General features: G+C 71.4%; 10 protein-coding genes. 8 read left to right on the forward strand and 2 right to left on the reverse strand.

Translation table 11 applies throughout. The features are described from left to right. Window positions 1-61 precede the first annotated feature (61 nt). Genes WT24_RS03060 through treY form a run of 7 tightly spaced genes read left to right on the forward strand, consistent with a single transcriptional unit; the run spans window position 62 to window position 18,078 of the window. Window positions 62-3,454, forward strand: a complete 3,393-nt coding sequence (locus WT24_RS03060) for a maltotransferase domain-containing protein (protein ID WP_060031181.1) — start codon at window positions 62-64, stop codon at window positions 3,452-3,454. Continuing rightward, window positions 3,454-6,864, forward strand: coding sequence for a maltose alpha-D-glucosyltransferase (gene treS / locus WT24_RS03065; RefSeq protein ID WP_060031253.1), 3,411 nt, complete (start codon window positions 3,454-3,456; stop codon window positions 6,862-6,864). Before WT24_RS03060 ends, treS begins: the two co-directional genes overlap by 1 nt. After that, window positions 6,861-9,068 carry a 1,4-alpha-glucan branching protein GlgB gene (gene glgB / locus WT24_RS03070; protein WP_060031184.1) on the forward strand — a complete coding sequence of 736 codons (2,208 nt, stop codon included), beginning with the start codon at window positions 6,861-6,863 and terminating at the stop codon, window positions 9,066-9,068. The genes treS and glgB overlap by 4 nt, the downstream gene beginning before the upstream one ends. A gap of 31 nt (window positions 9,069-9,099) precedes the next feature. After that, the gene (gene glgX, locus WT24_RS03075) at window positions 9,100-11,214 is read left to right on the forward strand and encodes a glycogen debranching protein GlgX (RefSeq protein ID WP_059794183.1); all 2,115 of its coding nucleotides are present in this window, start codon (window positions 9,100-9,102) and stop codon (window positions 11,212-11,214) included. An 8-nt stretch (window positions 11,215-11,222) separates the two neighbouring features. Beyond that, window positions 11,223-13,094: a malto-oligosyltrehalose trehalohydrolase gene (treZ, locus tag WT24_RS03080; RefSeq protein WP_060031187.1), complete on the forward strand. Its 1,872-nt coding sequence runs from the start codon at window positions 11,223-11,225 to the stop codon at window positions 13,092-13,094. Further along, a complete protein-coding gene (gene malQ / locus WT24_RS03085; RefSeq protein WP_060031190.1) occupies window positions 13,091-15,316 on the forward strand; it encodes a 4-alpha-glucanotransferase in 2,226 nt (741 codons plus the stop codon). Before treZ ends, malQ begins: the two co-directional genes overlap by 4 nt. Next, on the forward strand, window positions 15,313-18,078 hold the full coding sequence (treY, locus tag WT24_RS03090) for a malto-oligosyltrehalose synthase (RefSeq protein ID WP_060031193.1): 2,766 nt from the start codon (window positions 15,313-15,315) through the stop codon (window positions 18,076-18,078). The genes malQ and treY overlap by 4 nt, the downstream gene beginning before the upstream one ends. A 154-nt stretch (window positions 18,079-18,232) precedes the next feature. Here treY and WT24_RS32040 read toward each other — a convergent pair whose 3' ends face one another. After that, on the reverse strand, window positions 18,233-18,556 hold the full coding sequence (locus WT24_RS32040; protein WP_257127416.1) for a hypothetical protein: 324 nt from the start codon (window positions 18,554-18,556) through the stop codon (window positions 18,233-18,235). Between the two features lie 52 nt (window positions 18,557-18,608). Here WT24_RS32040 and WT24_RS03095 point away from each other — a divergent pair, with 52 nt between their 5' ends. Beyond that, a complete protein-coding gene (locus tag WT24_RS03095) occupies window positions 18,609-19,859 on the forward strand; it encodes a phosphatidylserine decarboxylase family protein (protein WP_060031256.1) in 1,251 nt (416 codons plus the stop codon). Window positions 19,860-19,883: 24 nt separating this feature from the next. Here WT24_RS03095 and WT24_RS03100 read toward each other — a convergent pair whose 3' ends face one another. Then, a complete protein-coding gene (locus WT24_RS03100; RefSeq protein WP_059500521.1) occupies window positions 19,884-20,120 on the reverse strand; it encodes a hypothetical protein in 237 nt (78 codons plus the stop codon). Window positions 20,121-20,339 lie beyond the last annotated feature (219 nt).

Genomic DNA, 20,339 nt, shown 5'->3' on the forward strand with positions numbered 1-20,339 from the left:
CAGGCACGCGCGTTGCGACGCACCGGCTTTACCGCTCGCCGCCACTCGCCCTCGCCACGCCATGGACTCCACACCGCCGTTCGCTCCGCACCTCTACTTCTGCGACGCCCGTCTCGTGGGGCCGCTCGACGCGTGGCCGCCGACCTTCGCGCATATCGCCGGCATGGGCTTCGATCACGTGCTCGTCGGCGCGTTCTGGGCCGCGAGCGTCGCCGGTTTTCCGCGCCACGTGGCCGATTTCCGGCAGCCGGCCCAATCGTTCGCGACGCGCGCCAGCGCACTGGAAACCTTCTCGCGGCTCGCGCAACTGGCGAAAGGCCACGGGCTGCGCCTGCTGCTCGAAGTCGTGCCCGATCGCATCGCGCGCGAGAACCCGCTGCGCGCCGACCATCCCGACTGGTACGTCGAGCACGCGCACGACGATGCGCTGATCGACCCGCGCGGCACCGCGCACGCGCTGGATATCGCGCAGGCGAACGCCGGCGACGCAGCGGCGCGCGACGCGCTCTCGGCATGGTGGTGCGCGCATCTCGCGACGTTCGCCGACGCGGGCGCGGCCGGCTTCCTGATCGACGCCCCCCATCATCTGCCGGCCGACTGGTGGCCCGGCTGGCGCGCGGCGCTGCGCCGTGCGCGCCCGGACGTCGCCGTGCTCGCCGGCGTGCCCGGCCATGCGCGCGACGCGCTCGCACAGCTCGAAACCGCCGGCTTCGACGCGGTGTTCTCGTCGGTGCGCTGGTGGGACCTGCGCGCGCCATGGTTCACGGACGAACACCGGCTGCTGCGGCGCATCGGCGCGCCGATCGCGTTTCCCGATGCGCCGGACGGCCCGCGTCTCGCCGACGACTGGCCCGACGCACCCGACGACACCGTCGCCCGCGCGTATCGCCGCGCGCTGTGGACGGCCGCCGCCGTCGGCACCGGCTGGCTCGTGCCGATGGGCTTCGAGCGCGGCGTGACGGTGCCGCTGATGGCCCGCGACGCGGATGCCGAACGCTACCGCGTCGCGTTCGAGCACGCCCGTTTCGACCTGTCGGGCGCGATCGCCGATGCGAATGCATGGCGCCGCGCCACGCCCGTCGTGGCGGCCCGCGGCGAAATCGTGCAACTGAGCGCGCCGGGCGCGCATGCGACCGCGCTGCTGCGCGGCACCGGTCCATTGCTCGAACACGACGACACCGCGTTGCTGATTGCGTTGAATCCCGATCTCGACGCGCCGGCCACGGTCGACCCGGCGACGATCCTGCCCGGCGTGCCGGGCGGCTTCACGCGCGTCGCCACGCACGACGGCGCGCAAACGCATCCGCCGGCCGCGCTCGAGCCGTTCACGCTCGCGCCCGGCGCGTATGCGCTGCTGCACGCGTGGCAGGCGCCGCCCGTCACCGCGCGTCCCGACGCCGCGCGCGAGCGCACCGTGCTCTCGGCGGCGCTCGCGGCCGACCGGATCGCGATCGAGCGCGTCGAGCCGTCGGTCGACGACGGCCGCTTCGCGATCAAGCGCGTGATCGGCGAGCCGCTCGTCGTTCGTGCGTCGATCTTCACGGACGGGCACGCGCATCTGGCGGCCGTGCTCCAGTGGCGCGCCGCCGACGACGACGCCTGGCGCGAAATCCCGTTCGAAGCCGAGCCGAACGACCGTTGGCATGCGCGCGTCATGCTCGACCGGCTCGGTCGCCATGAATTTCGCGTGATCGCGTGGCGCGACGACTGGGCGTCGCTGGTCACCGACATCGCGAAAAAGCGGGCGGCCGGCCAGGACGTGACGCTGGAGGTGCGCGAAGCGCAACTGCTGCTCGCGACCGCGCTGAAGCTCGCCGAGCCGGACGATCCGCGCGCGGTCACGCGGATGGAACGGCTCGCCGCCGAGCTCAAGGACGCGTCGCCCGACGACCGCCTCGCGCTGATTGGCGCGCCCGCGCTCGCCGACGCGTTCGCGGCGCTGCGCTACCGCCCGTTCGTCACGCACGACGGGACGACCTACCCGGTCGACGTCGAGCGCCGCAAGGCGCGCTTCTCGAGCTGGTACGAGATGTTTCCGCGCTCGGCGAGCGACGATCCGCACCGGCACGGCACGTTCGACGACGTGATCGCCCATTTGCCGCGCATCCGCGACATGGGTTTCGACGTGCTGTATTTCCCGCCGATCCACCCGATCGGCACGTCCGCCCGCAAGGGCCGCAACAACAGCCTCACCGCCGGCCCCGACGACGTCGGCAGCCCGTACGCGATCGGCTCCCCCGACGGCGGGCATACGGCCGTGCATCCGGAACTCGGCACGCTCGAATCGTTCCGTGCACTGGTCGACGCCGCGCGCGGGCACGGGCTCGAGATCGCGCTCGATTTCGCGATCCAGTGCTCGCCCGACCATCCATGGCTCGCCGCACATCCGGGCTGGTTTGCATGGCGGCCCGACGGCTCGCTGCGCTTCGCCGAAAATCCGCCGAAGCGCTACCAGGACATCGTGAACCCCGATTTCTACGCGCCGGACGCGCTGCCCGACCTGTGGCTCGCGCTGCGCGACGCGGTGCTGTTCTGGGTCGATGCGGGCGTGCGGATCTTCCGCGTCGACAACCCGCACACGAAGCCGCTGCCGTTCTGGGCGTGGATGATCGCCGACGTGCGCGGCCGGCATCCGGACGTCGTGTTCCTGTCCGAGGCGTTTACGCGGCCGGGGATGATGTACCGGCTCGCCAAGGTCGGCTTCTCGCAGTCGTACACGTACTTCACGTGGCGCGAGTCGAAGCGCGACTTCATCGACTACCTGACCGAGTTGACGGCCGGCCCTGCGCGCGAATTCTTCCGGCCGAACTTCTTCGTCAACACGCCCGACATCAACCCGCGCCACCTGCAGAACGCGCCGCGCTCGCAGTTCGTGATCCGCGCGGCGCTCGCGGCGACGCTGGCCGGCTCGTGGGGCCTGTACTCGGGCTTCGAGCTCGGCGAATCGGCACCGCTGCCGGACAGCGAGGAATACGCGGACGCCGAGAAATACGAGCTGCGCGCGCGCGACTGGAGCAAGGCCGCGCACATCGGCACGGAAATCGCGCGGCTGAATCGCGCACGGCGCGATCATCCGGCGCTGCAGACGCATCTCGGGCTGACCTTCGTCGAGGCCGACAACGATTCGGTGCTCGTATTCACGAAGGCGACGCCCGCGTTCGACAGCGTGGTGGCCGTCGCGATCAGCCTCGACCCGTGGCATCCGCAGGCCGCGAACTTCACGCTCGATGCGGCGCTGTGGCGCGGCCTCGGGCTGGCCGACGGCGAACCGCTCGATGCGCTCGAACAGGACGCCGCGCACGCGGAAAGCTGGCGAGGCCATCGCCAGTACGTCTCGCTCGACCCGCACGTGCGGCCGTACGCAATCTGGCGGCTCGCGCCGTCTCCGGGCGCCGCGCGGGCGGCGGCGCCCGCACCGGACGACGCCCGACCCTCCTCGGGAGCCCACGGATGATGAAACGCGAAGATTCCCTCGACGACGTACGGCGCGCGCAGTTCCCGTCGCTCGCGCCGGCCGGCACGCCGCGCCGGCGCCGCGCGCGCCGCCGCGAACCCGCGCTCTGTGCGGACGATCCGCTGTGGTACAAGGACGCGATCATCTACCAGGTGCACGTGAAGTCGTTCTACGACTCGAACAACGACGGCATCGGCGATTTTCCCGGCCTGATCGCGAAGCTCGACTACATCGCCGAACTCGGCGTCGACACGATCTGGCTGCTGCCGTTCTATCCGTCGCCGCGCCGCGACGACGGCTACGACATCGCCGACTACCGCGACGTGCATCCCGACTACGGCACGCTGGCCGATGTGCGGCGCTTCATCCGCGAAGCGCATGCGCGCGGCATCCGCGTGATCGCGGAGCTCGTGATCAACCACACGTCGGACCAGCACCCGTGGTTCCAGCGCGCGCGCCGTGCGAAGCCGGGCTCCACGCATCGCGACTATTACGTGTGGTCCGATACCGACACGAAATACGCGGGCACGCGGATCATCTTTCTGGATACCGAAACGTCGAACTGGACCCACGACCCGGTGGCCGGCCAGTACTACTGGCACCGCTTCTATTCGCACCAGCCGGACCTGAACTTCGACAACCCGGCCGTCGTGCGCGAAGTGATCCAGGTGATGCGCTTCTGGCTCGACCTCGGCATCGACGGGCTGCGGCTCGACGCGGTGCCGTACCTGGTCGAGCGCGAAGGCACGAACAACGAGAACCTGCCGGAGACGCATGCGATCCTGAAGCGGATCCGCGCGACGATCGACGCCGAGTATCCGAACCGGATGCTGCTCGCCGAGGCGAACCAGTGGCCGGAGGACGTGCAGGAATACTTCGGCAACGAGGACGAATGCCACATGGCGTTCCACTTCCCGCTGATGCCGCGCATCTACATGTCGATCGCGAGCGAGGATCGCTTCCCGATCCTCGACATCATGCGACAGACGCCGGCGCTCGCGCCGAGCAACCAGTGGGCCGTGTTCCTGCGCAACCACGACGAGCTGACGCTCGAGATGGTCACCGACTCGGAACGCGACCTGCTGTGGCAGGCCTATGCGAGCGACCGGCGCGCCAGGCTGAATCTCGGCATCCGGCGCCGGCTCGCACCGCTGATGGAGCGCGACCGGCGCCGCATCGAGCTGATCAATTCGCTGCTGCTGTCGATGCCCGGCACGCCGGTGATCTACTACGGCGACGAGCTCGGGATGGGCGACAACATCCACCTCGGCGACCGCGACGGCGTGCGCACGCCGATGCAGTGGTCGTCGGATCGCAACGGCGGCTTCTCGCGCGCCGACCCGGAACTGCTCGTGCTGCCGCCGGTGATGGGCTCGCTGTACGGCTACGACGCGATCAACGTCGAGGCGCAGACGCGCGATCCGCATTCGCTGCTGAACTGGACGCGCCGCATCCTCGCGACGCGCCGCGCGTCGCAGGCGTTCGGGCGCGGCACGATCCGCTTCCTGCGTCCGGAGAACCGCAAGGTGCTCGCGTACCTGCGCGAGCTGGAGGGCCACGAGCCGGTGCTGTGCGTCGCGAACCTGTCGCGCGCGTCGCAGGCGGTCGAACTCGACCTGTCCGAATTCGCGGGCCGCGTGCCGATCGAGATGACGTCCGATTCGCCGTTTCCGCCGATCGGCCAGCTCCCGTATCTCCTCACCTTCCCGCCGTACGGGTTCCTGTGGTTCGTGCTCGCCGAGCACGGCCGCGAGCCGTCGTGGCGGCAGCCGCACGCGGAGCCGCTGCCCGAATACGTGACGCTCGTGATGCGGCGCGGCGATACGCGGCCGGACGTCTCGCAACTGCATGCGCTCGCGCACGACGCGCTCGCGTCGTGGCTCGCACGACGGCGCTGGTTCGCGTCGAAGGACCGCGCGATCGGCGACGCGTGGCTGAACGTCGTCACGCCGGTGGCGGACGAGCCGTTCCAGTATGCCGAGGCGTGGGTGTCCGCAAGCGACGGCGGCGTCGAACGCTACGTGGTGCCGCTCGCGACCGCCTGGGGCGGCGAGACGTCTCATCCGTTGTTCACGCAGCTCGCCCTGGCGCGCGTGCGGCGCGGCCACACGGTCGGCTACCTGACCGACGCGTTCGCGCTGCCGGCGTTCGCGCGCGGGATGCTGCGCAAGCTGCGCGACGGCGCGACGGTGCCGACGGCCGACGGCGGCCGGCTCACCTTTCTTCCGGAAGACGCGCTTGTCGGGCTGGACCCGGGCGACGACGCGGAGGTGCGCTGGCTCGCGGCCGAGCAAAGCAACAGCTCGCTCGTGATCGGCGACGCGATCGTGCTGAAGCTCGTGCGCAAGGTCGCGCACGGCGTTCATCCGGAAGCCGAAATGAGCCGCCACCTGACGCGCATCGGCTATGCGAACACCGCGACGCTGGCCGGCGAAGTCGTGCACGTCGATCCGGACGGCTCGCCGCACACGGTCGCGATCCTGCAGCGCTACGTCGACAACCAGGGCGACGCGTGGACGCGCTCGTTCGATTTCCTGCGGCGCGCGATCGACGAGCTCGCGCTGCCGGCCGCGGACGAAGGCGAGGCCGCCGAGACGGACGAAGCGCCCGATGCGCTGCTCGGCTACGCGGCGTTCGCGGGCATCATCGGCACGCGGCTCGGCCAGTTGCACGTCGCGCTCGCGCAGCCGTCCGACGATCCCGCGTTCGCGCCGGAGCGCGCGACGCCCGAGCACGTCGACGGCTGGTGCGTGGACGCGATCGCGTCGTTCGAGCGTGCGCTCGACGTGCTGCGCACGCGGCTCGACGCGCTCGATGCGGCCACCCGCGCATCGGCCGACGCGCTGCTCGCATCGCGCGACGCGGCCGTGCGGGCGCTCGGCGAACTCGTGCCGCGCACGCTCGATGCGCAATGCACGCGGATTCACGGCGATTTTCATCTGGGCCAGGTGCTCGACGTGCAGGGCGACGCGCTGCTGATCGACTTCGAAGGCGAACCGGCGCGCCCGCTCGAGCGGCGTCGCGCGAAGTCGCATCCGCTGCGCGACGTGGCCGGCCTGCTGCGCTCGCTGTCGTACGTGAGCGCGACCGCGCAGTTCGCGATCGAAAAAGCGCCGCCGCAGGCCGCCGGCCGCAAGCGCGCACTGTTCGACCGCTTCGGGCAGGCCGCCGCCGACCGCTTCGTCGAATGCTATCGCGCGGCCGCGGACCTCGCGCCCGCGCGCTTCGTCGACCCGCGCTACGCGGACCGCCTGCTCGCGCTGTTCCTGATCGACAAGGCGTCGTACGAGCTGTGCTACGAAGCCTCGAACCGGCCCGACTGGCTGAGCGTGCCGGTCGGCGGGCTCGCGGCGCTGGTCGATCGCCTGCTCGGCGACGGCGTGCTGCCCGACGACGGAGGAAACCCATGACCGACACGCTGTTCGAACGCGCCGACATCGACGCACTGCTCGCCGGCCGGCATCCCGACCCGTTCGCGTGCCTCGGCCCGCACGAACAGGCCGACCGGATCGTCGTGCGGGCGCTGCTGCCCGGCGCCGAACGGGTGCGCGCGCTGTCGCCGGACGGCGCCGAACTCGGCGCGCTCGCGTGCATCGATCGCGCCGGCTGCTTCGCGGGGACGATCGCGCACGACGGCGGCTGGCCCCATTACCTGCTCGCGATCGACTGGCCGGGTGCGCACCAGGTGACCGACGACGCGTACGCATTCGGCACGCTGCTCGACGACGCGGCGCTCGCGCGCTTCTCGGCCGGCGACCCGGCCGCCGTGCTCGAGTGCCTCGGCGCGACGCCCGTGCGCATCGACGATACCGACGGCGTGCGCTTCGCCGTATGGGCGCCGAACGCGCAGCGCGTCTCGGTGGTCGGCGATTTCAACGGATGGGACGGGCGCCGCCATCCGATGCGGCTGCGACGGCCGTCGGGCGTGTGGGAGCTGTTCGTGCCGGGCATCAGCGCGGGCGAACGCTACAAGTACGAGCTGCGCGCGGCCGACGGGCGCGTGCTGCCGCACAAGGCCGATCCGTGCGCGCGCGCGACCGAAGCGCCGCCGCGCACGGCGTCGGTGGTCGCCGACGTCGCGGCGCTCGACGCGTTCGCGTGGCACGACGACGGCTGGATGCAGGCGCGGCCGCGCCACGACCGCTATCGCGTGCCGTGGTCGATCTACGAGGTCCATCCGGAGTCGTGGCTGCGCATACCCGAGGAAATGGAACGCAGCGCGACGTGGGACGAGCTGGCGGAGCGGCTGATTCCGTACGTCAAGGGCATGGGCTTCACGCACGTCGAGTTCATGCCGATCGCCGAATACCCGTTCGGCGGCTCGTGGGGCTACCAGCCGCTCGCGCAGTTCGCGCCGTCCGCGCGCTTCGGGCCGGTCGACGGCTTCGCGCGCTTCGTCGATCGCGCGCATGCGGCCGGCATCGGCGTGCTCGTCGACTGGGTGCCCGCGCATTTTCCGAACGACGCGCACGGGCTCGCGCAATTCGACGGCAGCGCGCTGTACGAGCACGCCGATCCGCGCGAGGGAATGCATCCCGACTGGAACACCTGCGTGTTCAACGTCGGGCGCACGGAGGTCGGCGCGTTCCTCGTCGCGTCGGCGCTCGCGTGGGCGCGCCGCTATCACGTCGACGGCATCCGCGTGGATGCGGTCGCGTCGATGCTGTACCGCGACTATTCGCGCAAGGAAGGCGAATGGGTGCCGAACGTATACGGCGGCCGCGAAAACCTCGAATCGGTCGCGTTCCTGCGCCGGTTGAACGACACGCTGCACGGTGCGGCCGCGCCGGCCGGCGTCGTCACCGTCGCGGAGGAATCGACCGCGTGGCCGGGCGTCACCGCGCCGACCGGCGACGGCGGGCTCGGCTTCGACTTCAAGTGGAACATGGGCTGGATGCACGACACGCTCGCGTATCTGCACGAAGACCCGATCCACCGCCGCTATCACCACGACCGCATGACGTTCGGGCTCGTGTACGCGTTCTCCGAGCGCTTCGTGCTGCCGCTGTCGCACGACGAGGTCGTGCACGGCAAGGGCTCGCTCGTCGCGAAGATGCCCGGCGACGCGTGGCAGCGGCTCGCGACGCTGCGCGCGTATTTCGGTTTCATGTGGGCGCATCCCGGCAAGAAGCTGCTGTTCATGGGCAGCGAATTCGCACAATGGGCCGAGTTCGCGCACGATGCGTCGCCGCACTGGGACTTGCTCGACGCGCCCGCGCATCGCGGCGTGCAGCGGCTCGTGCGGGACCTCAACCGCACGTATGCGGCCGAACCGGCGCTGCATGCGCTCGACTGCCATGCGGCCGGGTTCTCCTGGCTGATCGGCGACGACCGCGACAACAGCGTGTTCGCGTTCGCGCGCCGCGACGATGCGGGGCACCTGGTCGTCGCCGTCTGCAACTTCACGCCCGTGCCGCGCGCCGGTTACCGCCTCGGGCTGCCCGCGCCGGGTCATTGGCGCGAACTGATGAACACCGATGCCGCGTCGTACGGCGGCACCAACGCCGGCAACGACGGCGCCGTGTGGGCCGAAGCCGTGCCCGCCCACGGCGAGGCGTGGTCGGCCACCTTGCGCCTGCCGCCGCTCGCCACGCTGTGGCTGACACCTGCCTGATTTCCCGCGCCCTCGACACGGAGACCGCCCCATGCCGACCGCCCTGCCCGCCCGTCTCGACCCCGGCCGCTGCTACCCGCTCGGCGCCACGTGGGACGGCCTCGGGACCAACTTCGCGGTATTTTCCGCGCATGCGCAGCGCATCCAGCTGTGCGTGTTCGATCCGACCGGCCGCAAGGAACTCGCGCGCCTCGACCTGCCCGAATGCACCGACGAGGTGTGGCACGGCTACCTGCCCAACGCGCATCCGGGCACCGTGTACGGCTTTCGCGCGGACGGCCCGTACCAGCCGCAACACGGCCACCGCTTCAATCCGACCAAGCTCCTGCTCGACCCGTACGCGCGCAAGCTGGTCGGCCAGTTCCGCTGGTCGGACGCGTTGTTCGGCTATCGCGTGCATTCGAACCGCGCGGACCTGTCGATCGACCGCCGCGATTCGGCGCCCGCGATGCCGAAGGCCGTGGTCGTCGACGAGGCATTCGACTGGAGCACCGACCGCCGCCCGAACGTGCCGTGGCGCAGCACCGTGATCTACGAGACCCACGTGCGCGGCGCGTCGATGCGCCGCGCGGGGCTGCGCCCACCGGAGCGCGGCACGTTCGCGTCGCTCGCGCATCCTGCGTTCATCGATCATCTGCTGTCGATCGGTGTGACGACGGTCGAGCTGCTGCCGGTTCACGCATTCCTGCAGCAGCGTGCGCTCGTGCATCGCGGGATGCGCAACTACTGGGGCTACGACACGGCCGCGTTCTTCGCGCCGGAACCCGCGTATCTCACGACCCGGCGGCTCGACGAAATGCGCATCGCGATCCGCCAGTTGCATGCGGCCGGCATCGAAGTGGTGCTCGACGTCGTCTACAACCACACGTGCGAAGGCAATCAGCTCGGGCCGACGCTGTCGTGGCGCGGCCTCGACAACGCGAGCTACTACCGGCTGCGGCCCGACGATCCGCGTTACCACGTCGACGAAACCGGCTGCGGCAACACGCTGAACATGTCGCATCCGCGCGTCGTGCAGATGGTGATGGACTCGCTGCGCTACTGGGCGACCGCATTCAACGTCGATGGCTTCCGCTTCGATCTCGGCGTGACGCTCGGCCGCGAGGATCACGGCTTCGATCCGGGCGCAGGGTTTTTCGACGCATTGCGGCAGGACCCGGTGCTCGCGCAGCGCAAGCTGATCACCGAGCCCTGGGATCTCGGCCCCGGCGGCTATCAGCTCGGCCGCCATCCGCCCGGTTTCGCCGAATGGAACGACCGGTTTCGCGACACCGTGCGGCGCTTCTGGCGCGGCGATGCCGGACAGCGCCCGGAACTGGCCGCGCGCTTGTCGGGTTCGGCCGACCTGTTCAACCACGGGCGGCGCCGCACGTGGGCGTCGGTCAATTTCATCACCGCGCACGACGGTTTCACGCTCGCCGACCTCGTGTCGTATGCGGGCAAGCACAACGACGCGAACGGCGAGGACAACCGCGACGGCCACGACGACAACTGCAGCGCGAACTGGGGCGCCGAAGGGCCGACCGACGACGCGGCGATCCGCGATGTGCGCGCGCGCGTCGCCCGCTCGATGCTCGCGACGCTGTTTACCGCGCTCGGCACGCCGATGCTCGTCGCCGGCGACGAATTCTGCCGCACGCAGCAGGGCAACAACAACGCGTATTGCCAGGATAACGAACTGTCGTGGCTCGACTGGGACCTCGCGCACAGCGACGACGGCGTGCAGATGACGCGCTTCGTGTCGCGGCTCGCCGCGCTGCGACGCATGTACCCGGTGATGTCGGCGCCGCGTTATCCGTCGGGCGACCGCGACGGCGCGCCGGGCATGCGCGAGATCGAGTGGTTCGACGAACGCGGCGACGCGCTCACCGTGCCTGCATGGGAAGACGGCGAAGGCCGCGCGCTGACGATGCGGCGCGTCGGCACCGGCCGCACCGGCCGCACCGAGGCGTTGCTCGTGATGCTGAACGCGTCGGCCGCGACCATCACGTTCATGCCGCCCGCGCCCGTGCTCGAATACCGCATCCTGCTCGATACCGCCACACCCGACGCCGGCCCGCGCTCGTGGCCGCAAGCCGGGCTCGACGTCGCCGCGCACGCGGCCGTGATCGCGGTCGCGGCCGTGCCGCCCGATTACCCTTCGTGAGGACCGCCATGACCACCCGTTCCGCGCGCCCCACCGGCACGCATGCATTCGAATCGTCGTTCGGCGCGACCTGCGTCGATGCCGAGCGCACGCGCTTCCGGCTGTGGGCGCCCGCGAGCCGCACGGCCGCCGTCGAGCTGCAGGACGAAGGCGGCCGCGCGATTCCGATGACGCCGGCCGGCGATGGCTGGTTCGAGACGGTCGCGCCGTGCGGCCCCGGCACGCTGTATCGCTATCTGCTCGACGACGCGCTCGCGGTAGCCGATCCCGCGTCGCGCTTTCAGCCCTACGACGTGCTGGGCCCGAGCCAGGTCGTCGATCCGGCCGCGTACCGCTGGCGCCACGACGGGTGGCGCGGCCGCCCGTGGCACGAGACGGTGCTGTACGAGCTGCACGTCGGCGCATGCGGCGGCTACGCGGCCGTCGAGCGGCGGCTGCCGTCGATCGCCGAACTCGGCGTGACCGCGATCGAGCTGATGCCTGTCAATGCATTCCCCGGCGCGCGCAACTGGGGCTACGACGGCGTGCTGCCGTTCGCGCCCGATGCGTCGTACGGGCGGCCCGAGGAGCTGAAATCGCTGGTCGACACCGCGCACGGGCTCGGGCTGCAGGTGTTCCTCGACGTCGTGTACAACCACTTCGGCCCCGAAGGCAACCTGCTGCCGCGCTACGCGCCCGAATTCTTCCGCTCGGACCGGCAGACCGCGTGGGGGCCGGCGATCGACTTCTCCCGCCCGCAGACGAGCGCGTTCTTCATCGACAACGCGCTGTACTGGCTCGACGAATACCGTTTCGACGGGTTGCGCATCGACGCCGCGCACGCGATCGACGACGACGCATGGTTGCGCGAACTCGCGCGCCGCGTGCGCGCGTACGCGGGCGATGCGCGCCACGTGCATCTCGTGCTGGAGAACGAGCGCAATACCGCGAGCCTGCTCGGCCCCGGCGGCTTCGACGCGCAATGGAACGACGACTTCCACAACAGCGCCCACGTGCTGCTGACCGGCGAGCGCGACGGCTACTACCGCGCCTACGCCGACGCGCCGCTGCGCCATTTCGCGCGCACGCTCGGCGAAGGCTTCGCGTACCAGGGCGAGCCGTCGCCGCTGCACGACGGCGCCGCACGCGGCGAGCCGAGCGCGCATTTGCCGCCGACCGCGTTCGTCGCGTTCCTGCAGAACCACGACCAGATCGGCAATCGTGCGTTCGGCGAACGGCTGCGTGCACTCGCGAACGACGACGCGGTACGCGCGGCGACCGCGCTGATGCTGCTCGCGCCCTCGATTCCGCTGCTGTTCATGGGCGAGGAAGACGGCAGCACGCAGCCGTTCCAGTTCTTCACCGACTATCGCGGCGCGCTCGCCGACGCGGTGCGCGACGGCCGGCGCCGCGAATTCGCCGCGTTTCCCGCGTTCGCCGACGCCGCGCATCGCGACGCGATTCCCGACCCGAACGACATCGCCACGTTCGTGCGTTCGTCGTCGCACCATCCGCCCGACGAATCGTGGCCCGACGCGGCCGCGTGGCGGCGGTTCTACCGCAGCGCGCTGGCCGTGCGCGCGGCGCTCGTGACGCCGCACCTGGCCGGTGCGCAGTCGCTCGGCGTCGACCTGCTCGCGGGCGACGGCGACCCGCAGGCGCTCGTCGCGCGCTGGCGCCTCGGCGACACCAGCACGCTGACGATCGCGCTGAACCTCGGCTCGCACGACGCGACGCTGCCCGCGCTACCGGTCGGCAAGATCGTGTTCGAAACGCCGCCGCGCGCACGCGACCGGCTGCCGGGCCGGCAATTGCCGCCGCGCGCGTGCATCGTGTGGCGCGACGGCGCGGTCAACCAGGATGCGCGGCAGCATCGCGCGAACGGACGGAGCCCATCATGACGACCGACGTCCCGATCGCCGCGCTCGCCCGTGCGGCCGGGCTGGAGCCCGACTGGACCGACGCGGGCGGCGTCGCGCAGCGCGTGGACGACGACGCGCTCGTCGCGCTCGTCGATGCGCTCGGCTGGCCGTGCGGCACCGCGATCCAGCGGGTCGACAGCGCGGCGGCGCTCGCCGACGCGAACGCGGCGCCGCCGCGCGTCGTGACCGGCGACGCCGGCCTGCCGCTGACGCTGCCCGCGACCGTCGCGTCGCCGGGCGCGCGCTTCCGGATCTCGCTCGAAACCGGCGGGCACGTGGACGGGCGCATGGGCGACGCAGGCGAACACGGCACGCTGCCGCCGCTCGCGATGCCCGGCTATCACGCGCTCGACGTCGGCGAGCAGCGCATCGGCCTGGCGATCGCTCCGCCGCGCGCGCAGCCGTTCGACGCATTCGCACGCAGGCACGACGCGAGACGCTGGGGCATCGCGGCGCAACTCTACAGCCTGCGCCGCGCCGGCGACGACGGCGCGGGCGACTACACGGCGCTCGCGCGGCTGGCCGCGCAGGCGGCGCGCCACGGCGCGCAGGCGGTGGCGATCAGCCCGACGCACGCCGGCTACCCGGCGCTCCCCGCGCACGACAGCCCGTATTCGCCGTCGTCGCGACGCTGGCACAACGTCGCGTATCTCGACTGCAACGCGGTGCCGGGCGCCGATGCCGCGTCCCGCGCATCCGCGGCCACGGCCGACACCGCGCTGATCGACTGGCCCCGCGTGCTGCCGATGAAGCTGCGCCGCCTGCGTGCGTGCTTCGACGCGTGGCGCGCCAGCGACGACCCGTCGCGCGACACGTACCAGCGTTTTCGCGCGGCGGGCGGCGCGGCGCTCGACGCGCATGCGCGCTTCGATGCGCTGCAGGCGTTCTGCATCGAACACGGGATCGGCGCGGACTGGCGGCAGTGGCCCGCGCCATGGCGCATGCCGGGATCGGCGGAAGTCGACGCGTTCGCGCACGCGCATGCCGACACGATCGCATTCCACACGTTCCTGCAATGGTGCGCGTCGCGCGCGCTCGGCGACGCGCAGCACGCGGCGCGCGGCGCGGGCATGGCGACCGGGCTGATCGCCGATCTCGCGGTCGGCTCGGATCGCGCCGGGAGCGACGCGTGGGCGCACGGCACGACGCTGCTGCGCGGCGTGTCGCTCGGCGCGCCGCCCGACCTGTTCAACGCGGCCGGCCAGGCGTGGGGCGTGACGACGTGGTCGCCCGAGGCGCTGCGCGCGGACGGCTTCGTGCCGTTCATCGAGCTGCTACGCGCCGCGTTCGCGCATGCGGGCGGCATCCGTATCGATCACGTGCTCGGCTTCGCGCGGATGTGGATCGTGCCGGACGGCAGCTCGCCGCGCAGCGGCGCGTACCTGCGCTACCCGCTCGACGATCTGGTGCGGCTCGTCGCGCTCGAGGCGGCCCGCCATCGCGCGATCGCGATCGGCGAGGATCTCGGCACCGTGCCGGCCGGATTGCGCGAACGGCTCGGCGCGCAAGGTGTCGCGGGCATGCGCGTGCTGTGGTTCGAGCGCGAGGCGAATGGCGCGTTCCGGCCACCGTCCGCGTGGGATCGCGACGCGATCGCGACGACCTCGACGCACGATTTGCCGACCGTGGCCGGCTGGTGGCGCGGCGTCGATCTCGGATGGCGGCGCATCGCAGCCGACGCCGAAGCCGCGAAACGACACGACGCCACGCCGCCGCGCGACGTCGCCGCCCCGGCGCCGGACGACGCGAGCGCGCACGATTCGGACGAGATCGTGCAAAGCATGGCGTTCGGACACGACACCGTGCAGCGCCCCGAACCCGGCAACCCGACGCCTCCGCCGGCGCCGCCTGCCGAGCTGCTCGCCGCGCACGCGGAACGCGCCGGCGAGCGCACGGCGCTGTGGCGCGCGCTGCAGGAGGCCGGGTGCGTGCCGGCCGGCGCCGCGATGCCGCCTGCCGACATGCCGCCGGTGACCGCGATCCTCCGATACGTCGCGAGCGGCCCGTCGCCGCTCGCGCTGCTGCCGCTCGAGGATCTGCTGGCGCTCGACGCGCAGCCGAATCTGCCGGGGCCGCCGTGCGGCCATCCGAACTGGCGGCAGCGGCTGCCGCGCACGATCGACACGCTGTTCGACGCCGACGTGCGCGCCCGCATCGCCGCGGTCGTGCACGCGCGCCGCGCGCCGAGGCACGGCCCATGATCCCGCGCGCGACGCTGCGACTGCAGCTGCATGCGGGCTTCACGTTTGACGACGCGGCCGCGCACGTCGACTACTTCGCGCGGCTCGGCGTCAGCCACCTGTACCTGTCGCCGGTGTCGACGGCCGAACCCGGCTCGCTGCATGGCTACGACACCGTCGACTACGGCGCGCTCGGCGCGGAACTCGGCGGCGAAGCCGGCTTCATGCGGCTCGTCGACGCGCTGCGCGCGCGCGGCCTCGGCATCATCGTCGACATCGTGCCGAATCACATGGGCGTCGGCGGCTCGTCGAACGGCTGGTGGAACGACGTGCTCGAATGGGGACCGGCGAGCCCGTACGCGCGCACCTTCGACATCGACTGGCACCCGCCCGACCCGGCGCTCGACGGCAAGGTGCTGCTGCCGTGCCTCGGCGCGCCGTACGGCGACGCGCTCGCGGCCGGCGACATCACGCTGCGTGCCGATCCGGCCACGGGCCGCTTCACCATCGCGTGCCCGGGACGGCAGCTGCCGGTCGCCGTCGCCACCTACGCGGAGATCCTGCGCATCGCGAACCGCGCGGACCTGAACGCGCTCGCCGAGCGCTTCGACGCCGCGCCGGCACGCGACAGCGCGCGGCTCGCCGCCGCCCATGCGGCGCTGCGCGACCATGCGCGCGCGCACGGCCCGCACGCGTTCGACGCGATATTGCGCGGCGCCGACCCGCGCCGCGCGCGCTCGCGCGCGTGCCTGCACCGGCTGCTCGAACGCCAGCACTACCGGCTCGCATGGTGGCGCACGGCCGCCGACGAACTGAACTGGCGGCGCTTCTTCGACATCGCGACGCTCGCGGCCGTGCGGGCCGACGATGACGCGGTGTTCGACGCCGTGCATGCGCTGCCGCTGCGCCTCCATGCGGCCGGGCTCGTCGACGGCGTGCGCGTCGATCACGTCGACGGCCTCGCCAACCCCGGCGCGTATTGCCGCCGGCTGCACGCGCGGCTCGCCGCGCAGCGCAACGCGCGACCCTACATCGTCGTCGAGAAGATCCTCGCGCCCGGCGAGGCGCTGCGCACCGACTGGGCCGTCGACGGCACCACCGGCTACGACTTCATGAACGACGTCGGCGCGCTGCTGCACGACCCGGCGGGCGCCGAACCGCTCGCCGCGCACTGGGCGGCCGTATCGGGTTCCGCACGCACGTTCGCGCAGGAAGCCCTCGACGGCAAGCGGCGCGTGCTGATGCGCCAGCTCGCCGTCGAGCATGCGCGGGTCGCGCGGTTGCTGCACGGGATCGCGCGCGCATCGCCGGCGACGCGCGACGTCAGTCGAATCGCGATCCAGCGCGTGCTCGGCGAGCTCGCGGTGCGGCTCCCCGTGTACCGGATGTATCCGGTGCCGGGCGACGAACTCGCCGAGACCGACCGTCGCGTCCTCGCGCATGCGTACGACGGTGCGTACGCGGCGGTCGATCCGGCCGACCGGTTCGCGCTCGAACGCGTCGCCGCGTGGCTCGGCCTGCCGGTCGTGCGCGTGCCGCGCGCGAACCCCGACGCGCTGGCCGCGGCGCGTGTCGCGTTCGCGCAGCTCACCGCGCCGCTGGCCGCGAAGGGCGTGGAGGATACGGCCAACTATCGCTATGGCCGGCTGCTGTCGCGCAACGAGGTCGGCGCCGACGCCGGCGACTTCAGCCTGTCGCGCGGCGCCTTCCATGCGCGCAACCGGCGCCGCGCGCGCACCGTGCCGCACGGGCTCGTCGCGACGGCCACGCACGACCACAAGCGCGGCGAGGACGCGCGTGCGCGGCTCGCGGTGCTGAGCGAAGCGCCCGATGCGTGGCGCGCGGTGTCGCTCGACTGGTCGGCGCTGAACCTGCCGCATCGCGGCGGCGCGCACCGCGACCTCGCGTGGACGCCCGGGCCGGCCGCCGAGGCGATGCTGTACCAGACGCTGGTCGGCTGCTGGCCGCCGACGCTCGCGCCCGACGATGCGGCGGGGCTCGCCGCGCTCGCGACGCGCGTCGTGCAATGGCAGACGAAGGCGCTGCGCGAAGCGAAGCAATACACCGACTGGCTCGCGCCCGAGCCGGATTACGAGCGCGGCTGCGAAGCGTTCGTTCGCGCGCTCCTGACGCCGCGCGGCGCCGGCGATTTTCCGCATCGGCTGCACGCGTTCGTCGCGCGGATCGCGCCGGCAGGCGTCGTCAACAGCCTGACGCAAACCGCGCTGCGGATCGCGTCGCCCGGCGTGCCCGATCTGTATCAAGGTACCGAGTCATGGGATCACTCGCTCGTCGATCCGGACAACCGGCGCGACGTGCCGTTCGCGACGCTGGCGGCGCAGCCGGTCGACGGACCGGTCGCGTCGTATCTGCCGACGTGGCCCGATGCGCGCGTGAAGCGCGCGCTGATCGAGCGGATGCTGGCGCTGCGTGCGCGGTGGCCGGCGACGTTCGCGGACGGCGCGTACGTTCCGCTGCGCGTGCGCGGCACGCTCGGGAGGCATGCGGTGGCGTTCGCGCGCTGCGACGACGCGGCGACCGTGGTGGTGGTCGCGACGCGGCTCGCGTGCCGGTTGCTGGGCGAAGCGCCGGGGTTGCCGCGTGTGGCGCCTCGGGAATGGGGCGATACGGCGGTCGTGCTGCCGCGCGGGCTGGAAGGGCCGTGGGTCGACTGGCTGAATGCGGAGCAAGCGATCGATACGCCGGACGGTGCACTGGCGCTCGATCGCTACCTGGCCGAGTTACCCGTTGCGGTGCTCGTTGCCGCGCGGCGTGGAAAGTGAGGCCGACGCCGAATAGGTGCCAGCCCTGCGTCACCGAAATCGATTTTGTGCAAAACGTGCGATACATAATCGATTTTGTGCACGCGTAATCGAATTTCAACCGAAACGCCCGCTCGTAAGCGATTTTGTGCCGCACACGATGGACGTCGGCATCTCACGACCATTCTTCCGGCGGCATCGTCCCGCTGTCGTCCTCCCACAGCGGCTTCGATGCCTCTTCTCCACGGCTCGGCGTCACCGGTCCGTTTCCTTTTGCACTACCGCTCCCGCGCTCGGCTCGCCGCGCGCCGTCGCGCGACACCGCCGCTCGCGTGCGTGCTGGCTTGCGCGTCGACGTCACGGTCCGCTGTCCGTTGCGGCGGCGTTCGTCCGTCGCTGCGTCGTGGGTCTGTCGTGCGTTCGGATCTGTAGCCATTTCTTCTCCCTGAGTCATCGAAAGAACCGGTCGCTCGAACGCCGCAATTTCGGTGCCGCCCATCGGGCAAGCGTCTTGCTATCCCGGTTCGACCGCAACCGTTCCGGAGGTGACGATGCCGACGAATCGCAACACGCCGCCCGCCACACGCCGCCGCCTCGGCGGATGGATGGCCACCGAGGAATCGCACATGGCCGCGTTCCGCGAAAAAATCGCGAGCGAAGCGCACGCGCAGGCCGGCGACCGGCTGCGCACGCCGGCCGTGCAGGCACTCGCGCGGCTGTTCGACGACAACGCCGTGTTGCGCATGAGCCTGAGCCGCGCGATCGACGAAGCGCGGGAAGCGGGGTACCGGCTCGGCTATGCGTCGATCGGCGAGCTGATGACCGTGCTCGACCATCTGATGACCTACACGCCGCCGTTCAGCGAGGAAAGCCTGATCGTGTGCCCGTTGAACGCGTTCTTCGACTGGCCGATGTGCATGCCGTCGGGCCATGCGGTGTTTCGCGACGCGGCCGTCAATGCGCAGTTGAAACGCGTACTGAACGTCTGGTGCGATTTCCTCGGCGGCCCGCATTCGCGCGCGCATCTCGACACGTCGGCGCCCGACGGCTGGTTCTGCGACGCCGCACGCAAGCGTCTGGGGCTCTCGCAGTTCCAGTATCGCGAAGACCAGCCGCACTGGGGCTTCGATTCGTGGAACGATTTCTTCACGCGCCGCTTTCGCGACGGTGCGCGGCCCGTTGCGGCGCCCGACGATCCTCACGTGATCGTCAGCGCGTGCGAAGCCGCGCCCTATCACACCGAAACCAACGTGAAGCTGCGCGACAAATTCTGGATCAAGGCGCAGCCGTATTCCCTGCGCGACCTGTTCACGCCCGCATGGCTGCCGCTCGCCGAGCGCTTCGTCGGCGGCGACGTCTACCAGGCCTATCTCAGTGCGTACAACTACCACCGCTGGCATGCGCCGGTGCGCGGCGTCGTCACGCACGCGTATCGGGTGGACGGCACGTATTACTCGGTCGCCGAAGCGGAAGGCCCGGACCCGGCCGGGCTCAACGACTCGCAGGGCTACATGACGGCCGTCGCCGCGCGCGCGGTGGTCGCGATCGCGAGCGACGATCCCGGCATCGGCACCGTGGCCGCCGTGTTCGTCGGGATGGGCGACGTGTCGTCGTGCGTGATCGAGGTCGTGCCGGGCCAGCGCGTCGACAAGGGCGACGAGATCGGCTACTTCCAGTTCGGCGGCTCGACCTACTGCCTGCTGTTCGAGGCCGGCGTGATCGACCGCTTTCTGCACGCGCCGCCGTTCGAAGGCCAGCCGCCGGTCGTGCAGGTCAATGCGTCCGTCGCGATCGCGCGGTGAATGCCGCCGCGCGCGCCCGGTGCGTCACGCGTCGCCAACGTCGATCGCACGGGATTCGTCGGCGTCGTGACGCTGCACGCACCGCAGGACCGACAGTCCGTCGGCCGTCAATGCGGGCCGGCGCGCGCCCGATGCGTCGTCGCGCTGCAGCACGATCAGTTGTTGCTCGACGAGTGCGACGACGTCGTCGCGGTCGATCTGGATCTGTTCCGGCGCGTGGTGCACCAGGAACAGCGCGGCAAATTCGTGGGCGGTCAGCATGCTCGTTTCCCCGTTGGCGGCTACGCGCGACGCGACACCGGCGTCGCATCGGCAGCCGACGCGAAGCGCGCGCCGGCGACGTTACGAGCATGCAGGGATCGTGCCAATCGGCGGCGTGCGAGCGGTGTCCATGCCGTGCGCACGCCGCGCGATATGGCACCGGACGGCGCGTTCGGGCCGCTGCAAAGTTTTCAACGGCATGTAAGGGCGGGCGAGTGA

The sequence above is a fragment of the Burkholderia sp. MSMB1078WGS genome (genome assembly GCF_001528895.1).
Taxonomy (GTDB): domain Bacteria; phylum Pseudomonadota; class Gammaproteobacteria; order Burkholderiales; family Burkholderiaceae; genus Burkholderia.

Coding starts and splice junctions, on each gene's coding strand:
- glgX (WP_059794183.1), top strand. CDS start 9,100: ATGCCGACCGCCCTGCCCGCCCGTCTCGACCCCGGCCGCTGCTACCCG.
- treS (WP_060031253.1), top strand. CDS start 3,454: ATGAAACGCGAAGATTCCCTCGACGACGTACGGCGCGCGCAGTTCCCG.
- WT24_RS03100 (WP_059500521.1), bottom strand. CDS start 20,120: ATGCTGACCGCCCACGAATTTGCCGCGCTGTTCCTGGTGCACCACGCG.
- malQ (WP_060031190.1), top strand. CDS start 13,091: ATGACGACCGACGTCCCGATCGCCGCGCTCGCCCGTGCGGCCGGGCTG.
- WT24_RS32040 (WP_257127416.1), bottom strand. CDS start 18,556: ATGGGCGGCACCGAAATTGCGGCGTTCGAGCGACCGGTTCTTTCGATG.
- glgB (WP_060031184.1), top strand. CDS start 6,861: ATGACCGACACGCTGTTCGAACGCGCCGACATCGACGCACTGCTCGCC.
- WT24_RS03060 (WP_060031181.1), top strand. CDS start 62: ATGGACTCCACACCGCCGTTCGCTCCGCACCTCTACTTCTGCGACGCC.
- treZ (WP_060031187.1), top strand. CDS start 11,223: ATGACCACCCGTTCCGCGCGCCCCACCGGCACGCATGCATTCGAATCG.
- treY (WP_060031193.1), top strand. CDS start 15,313: ATGATCCCGCGCGCGACGCTGCGACTGCAGCTGCATGCGGGCTTCACG.
- WT24_RS03095 (WP_060031256.1), top strand. CDS start 18,609: ATGCCGACGAATCGCAACACGCCGCCCGCCACACGCCGCCGCCTCGGC.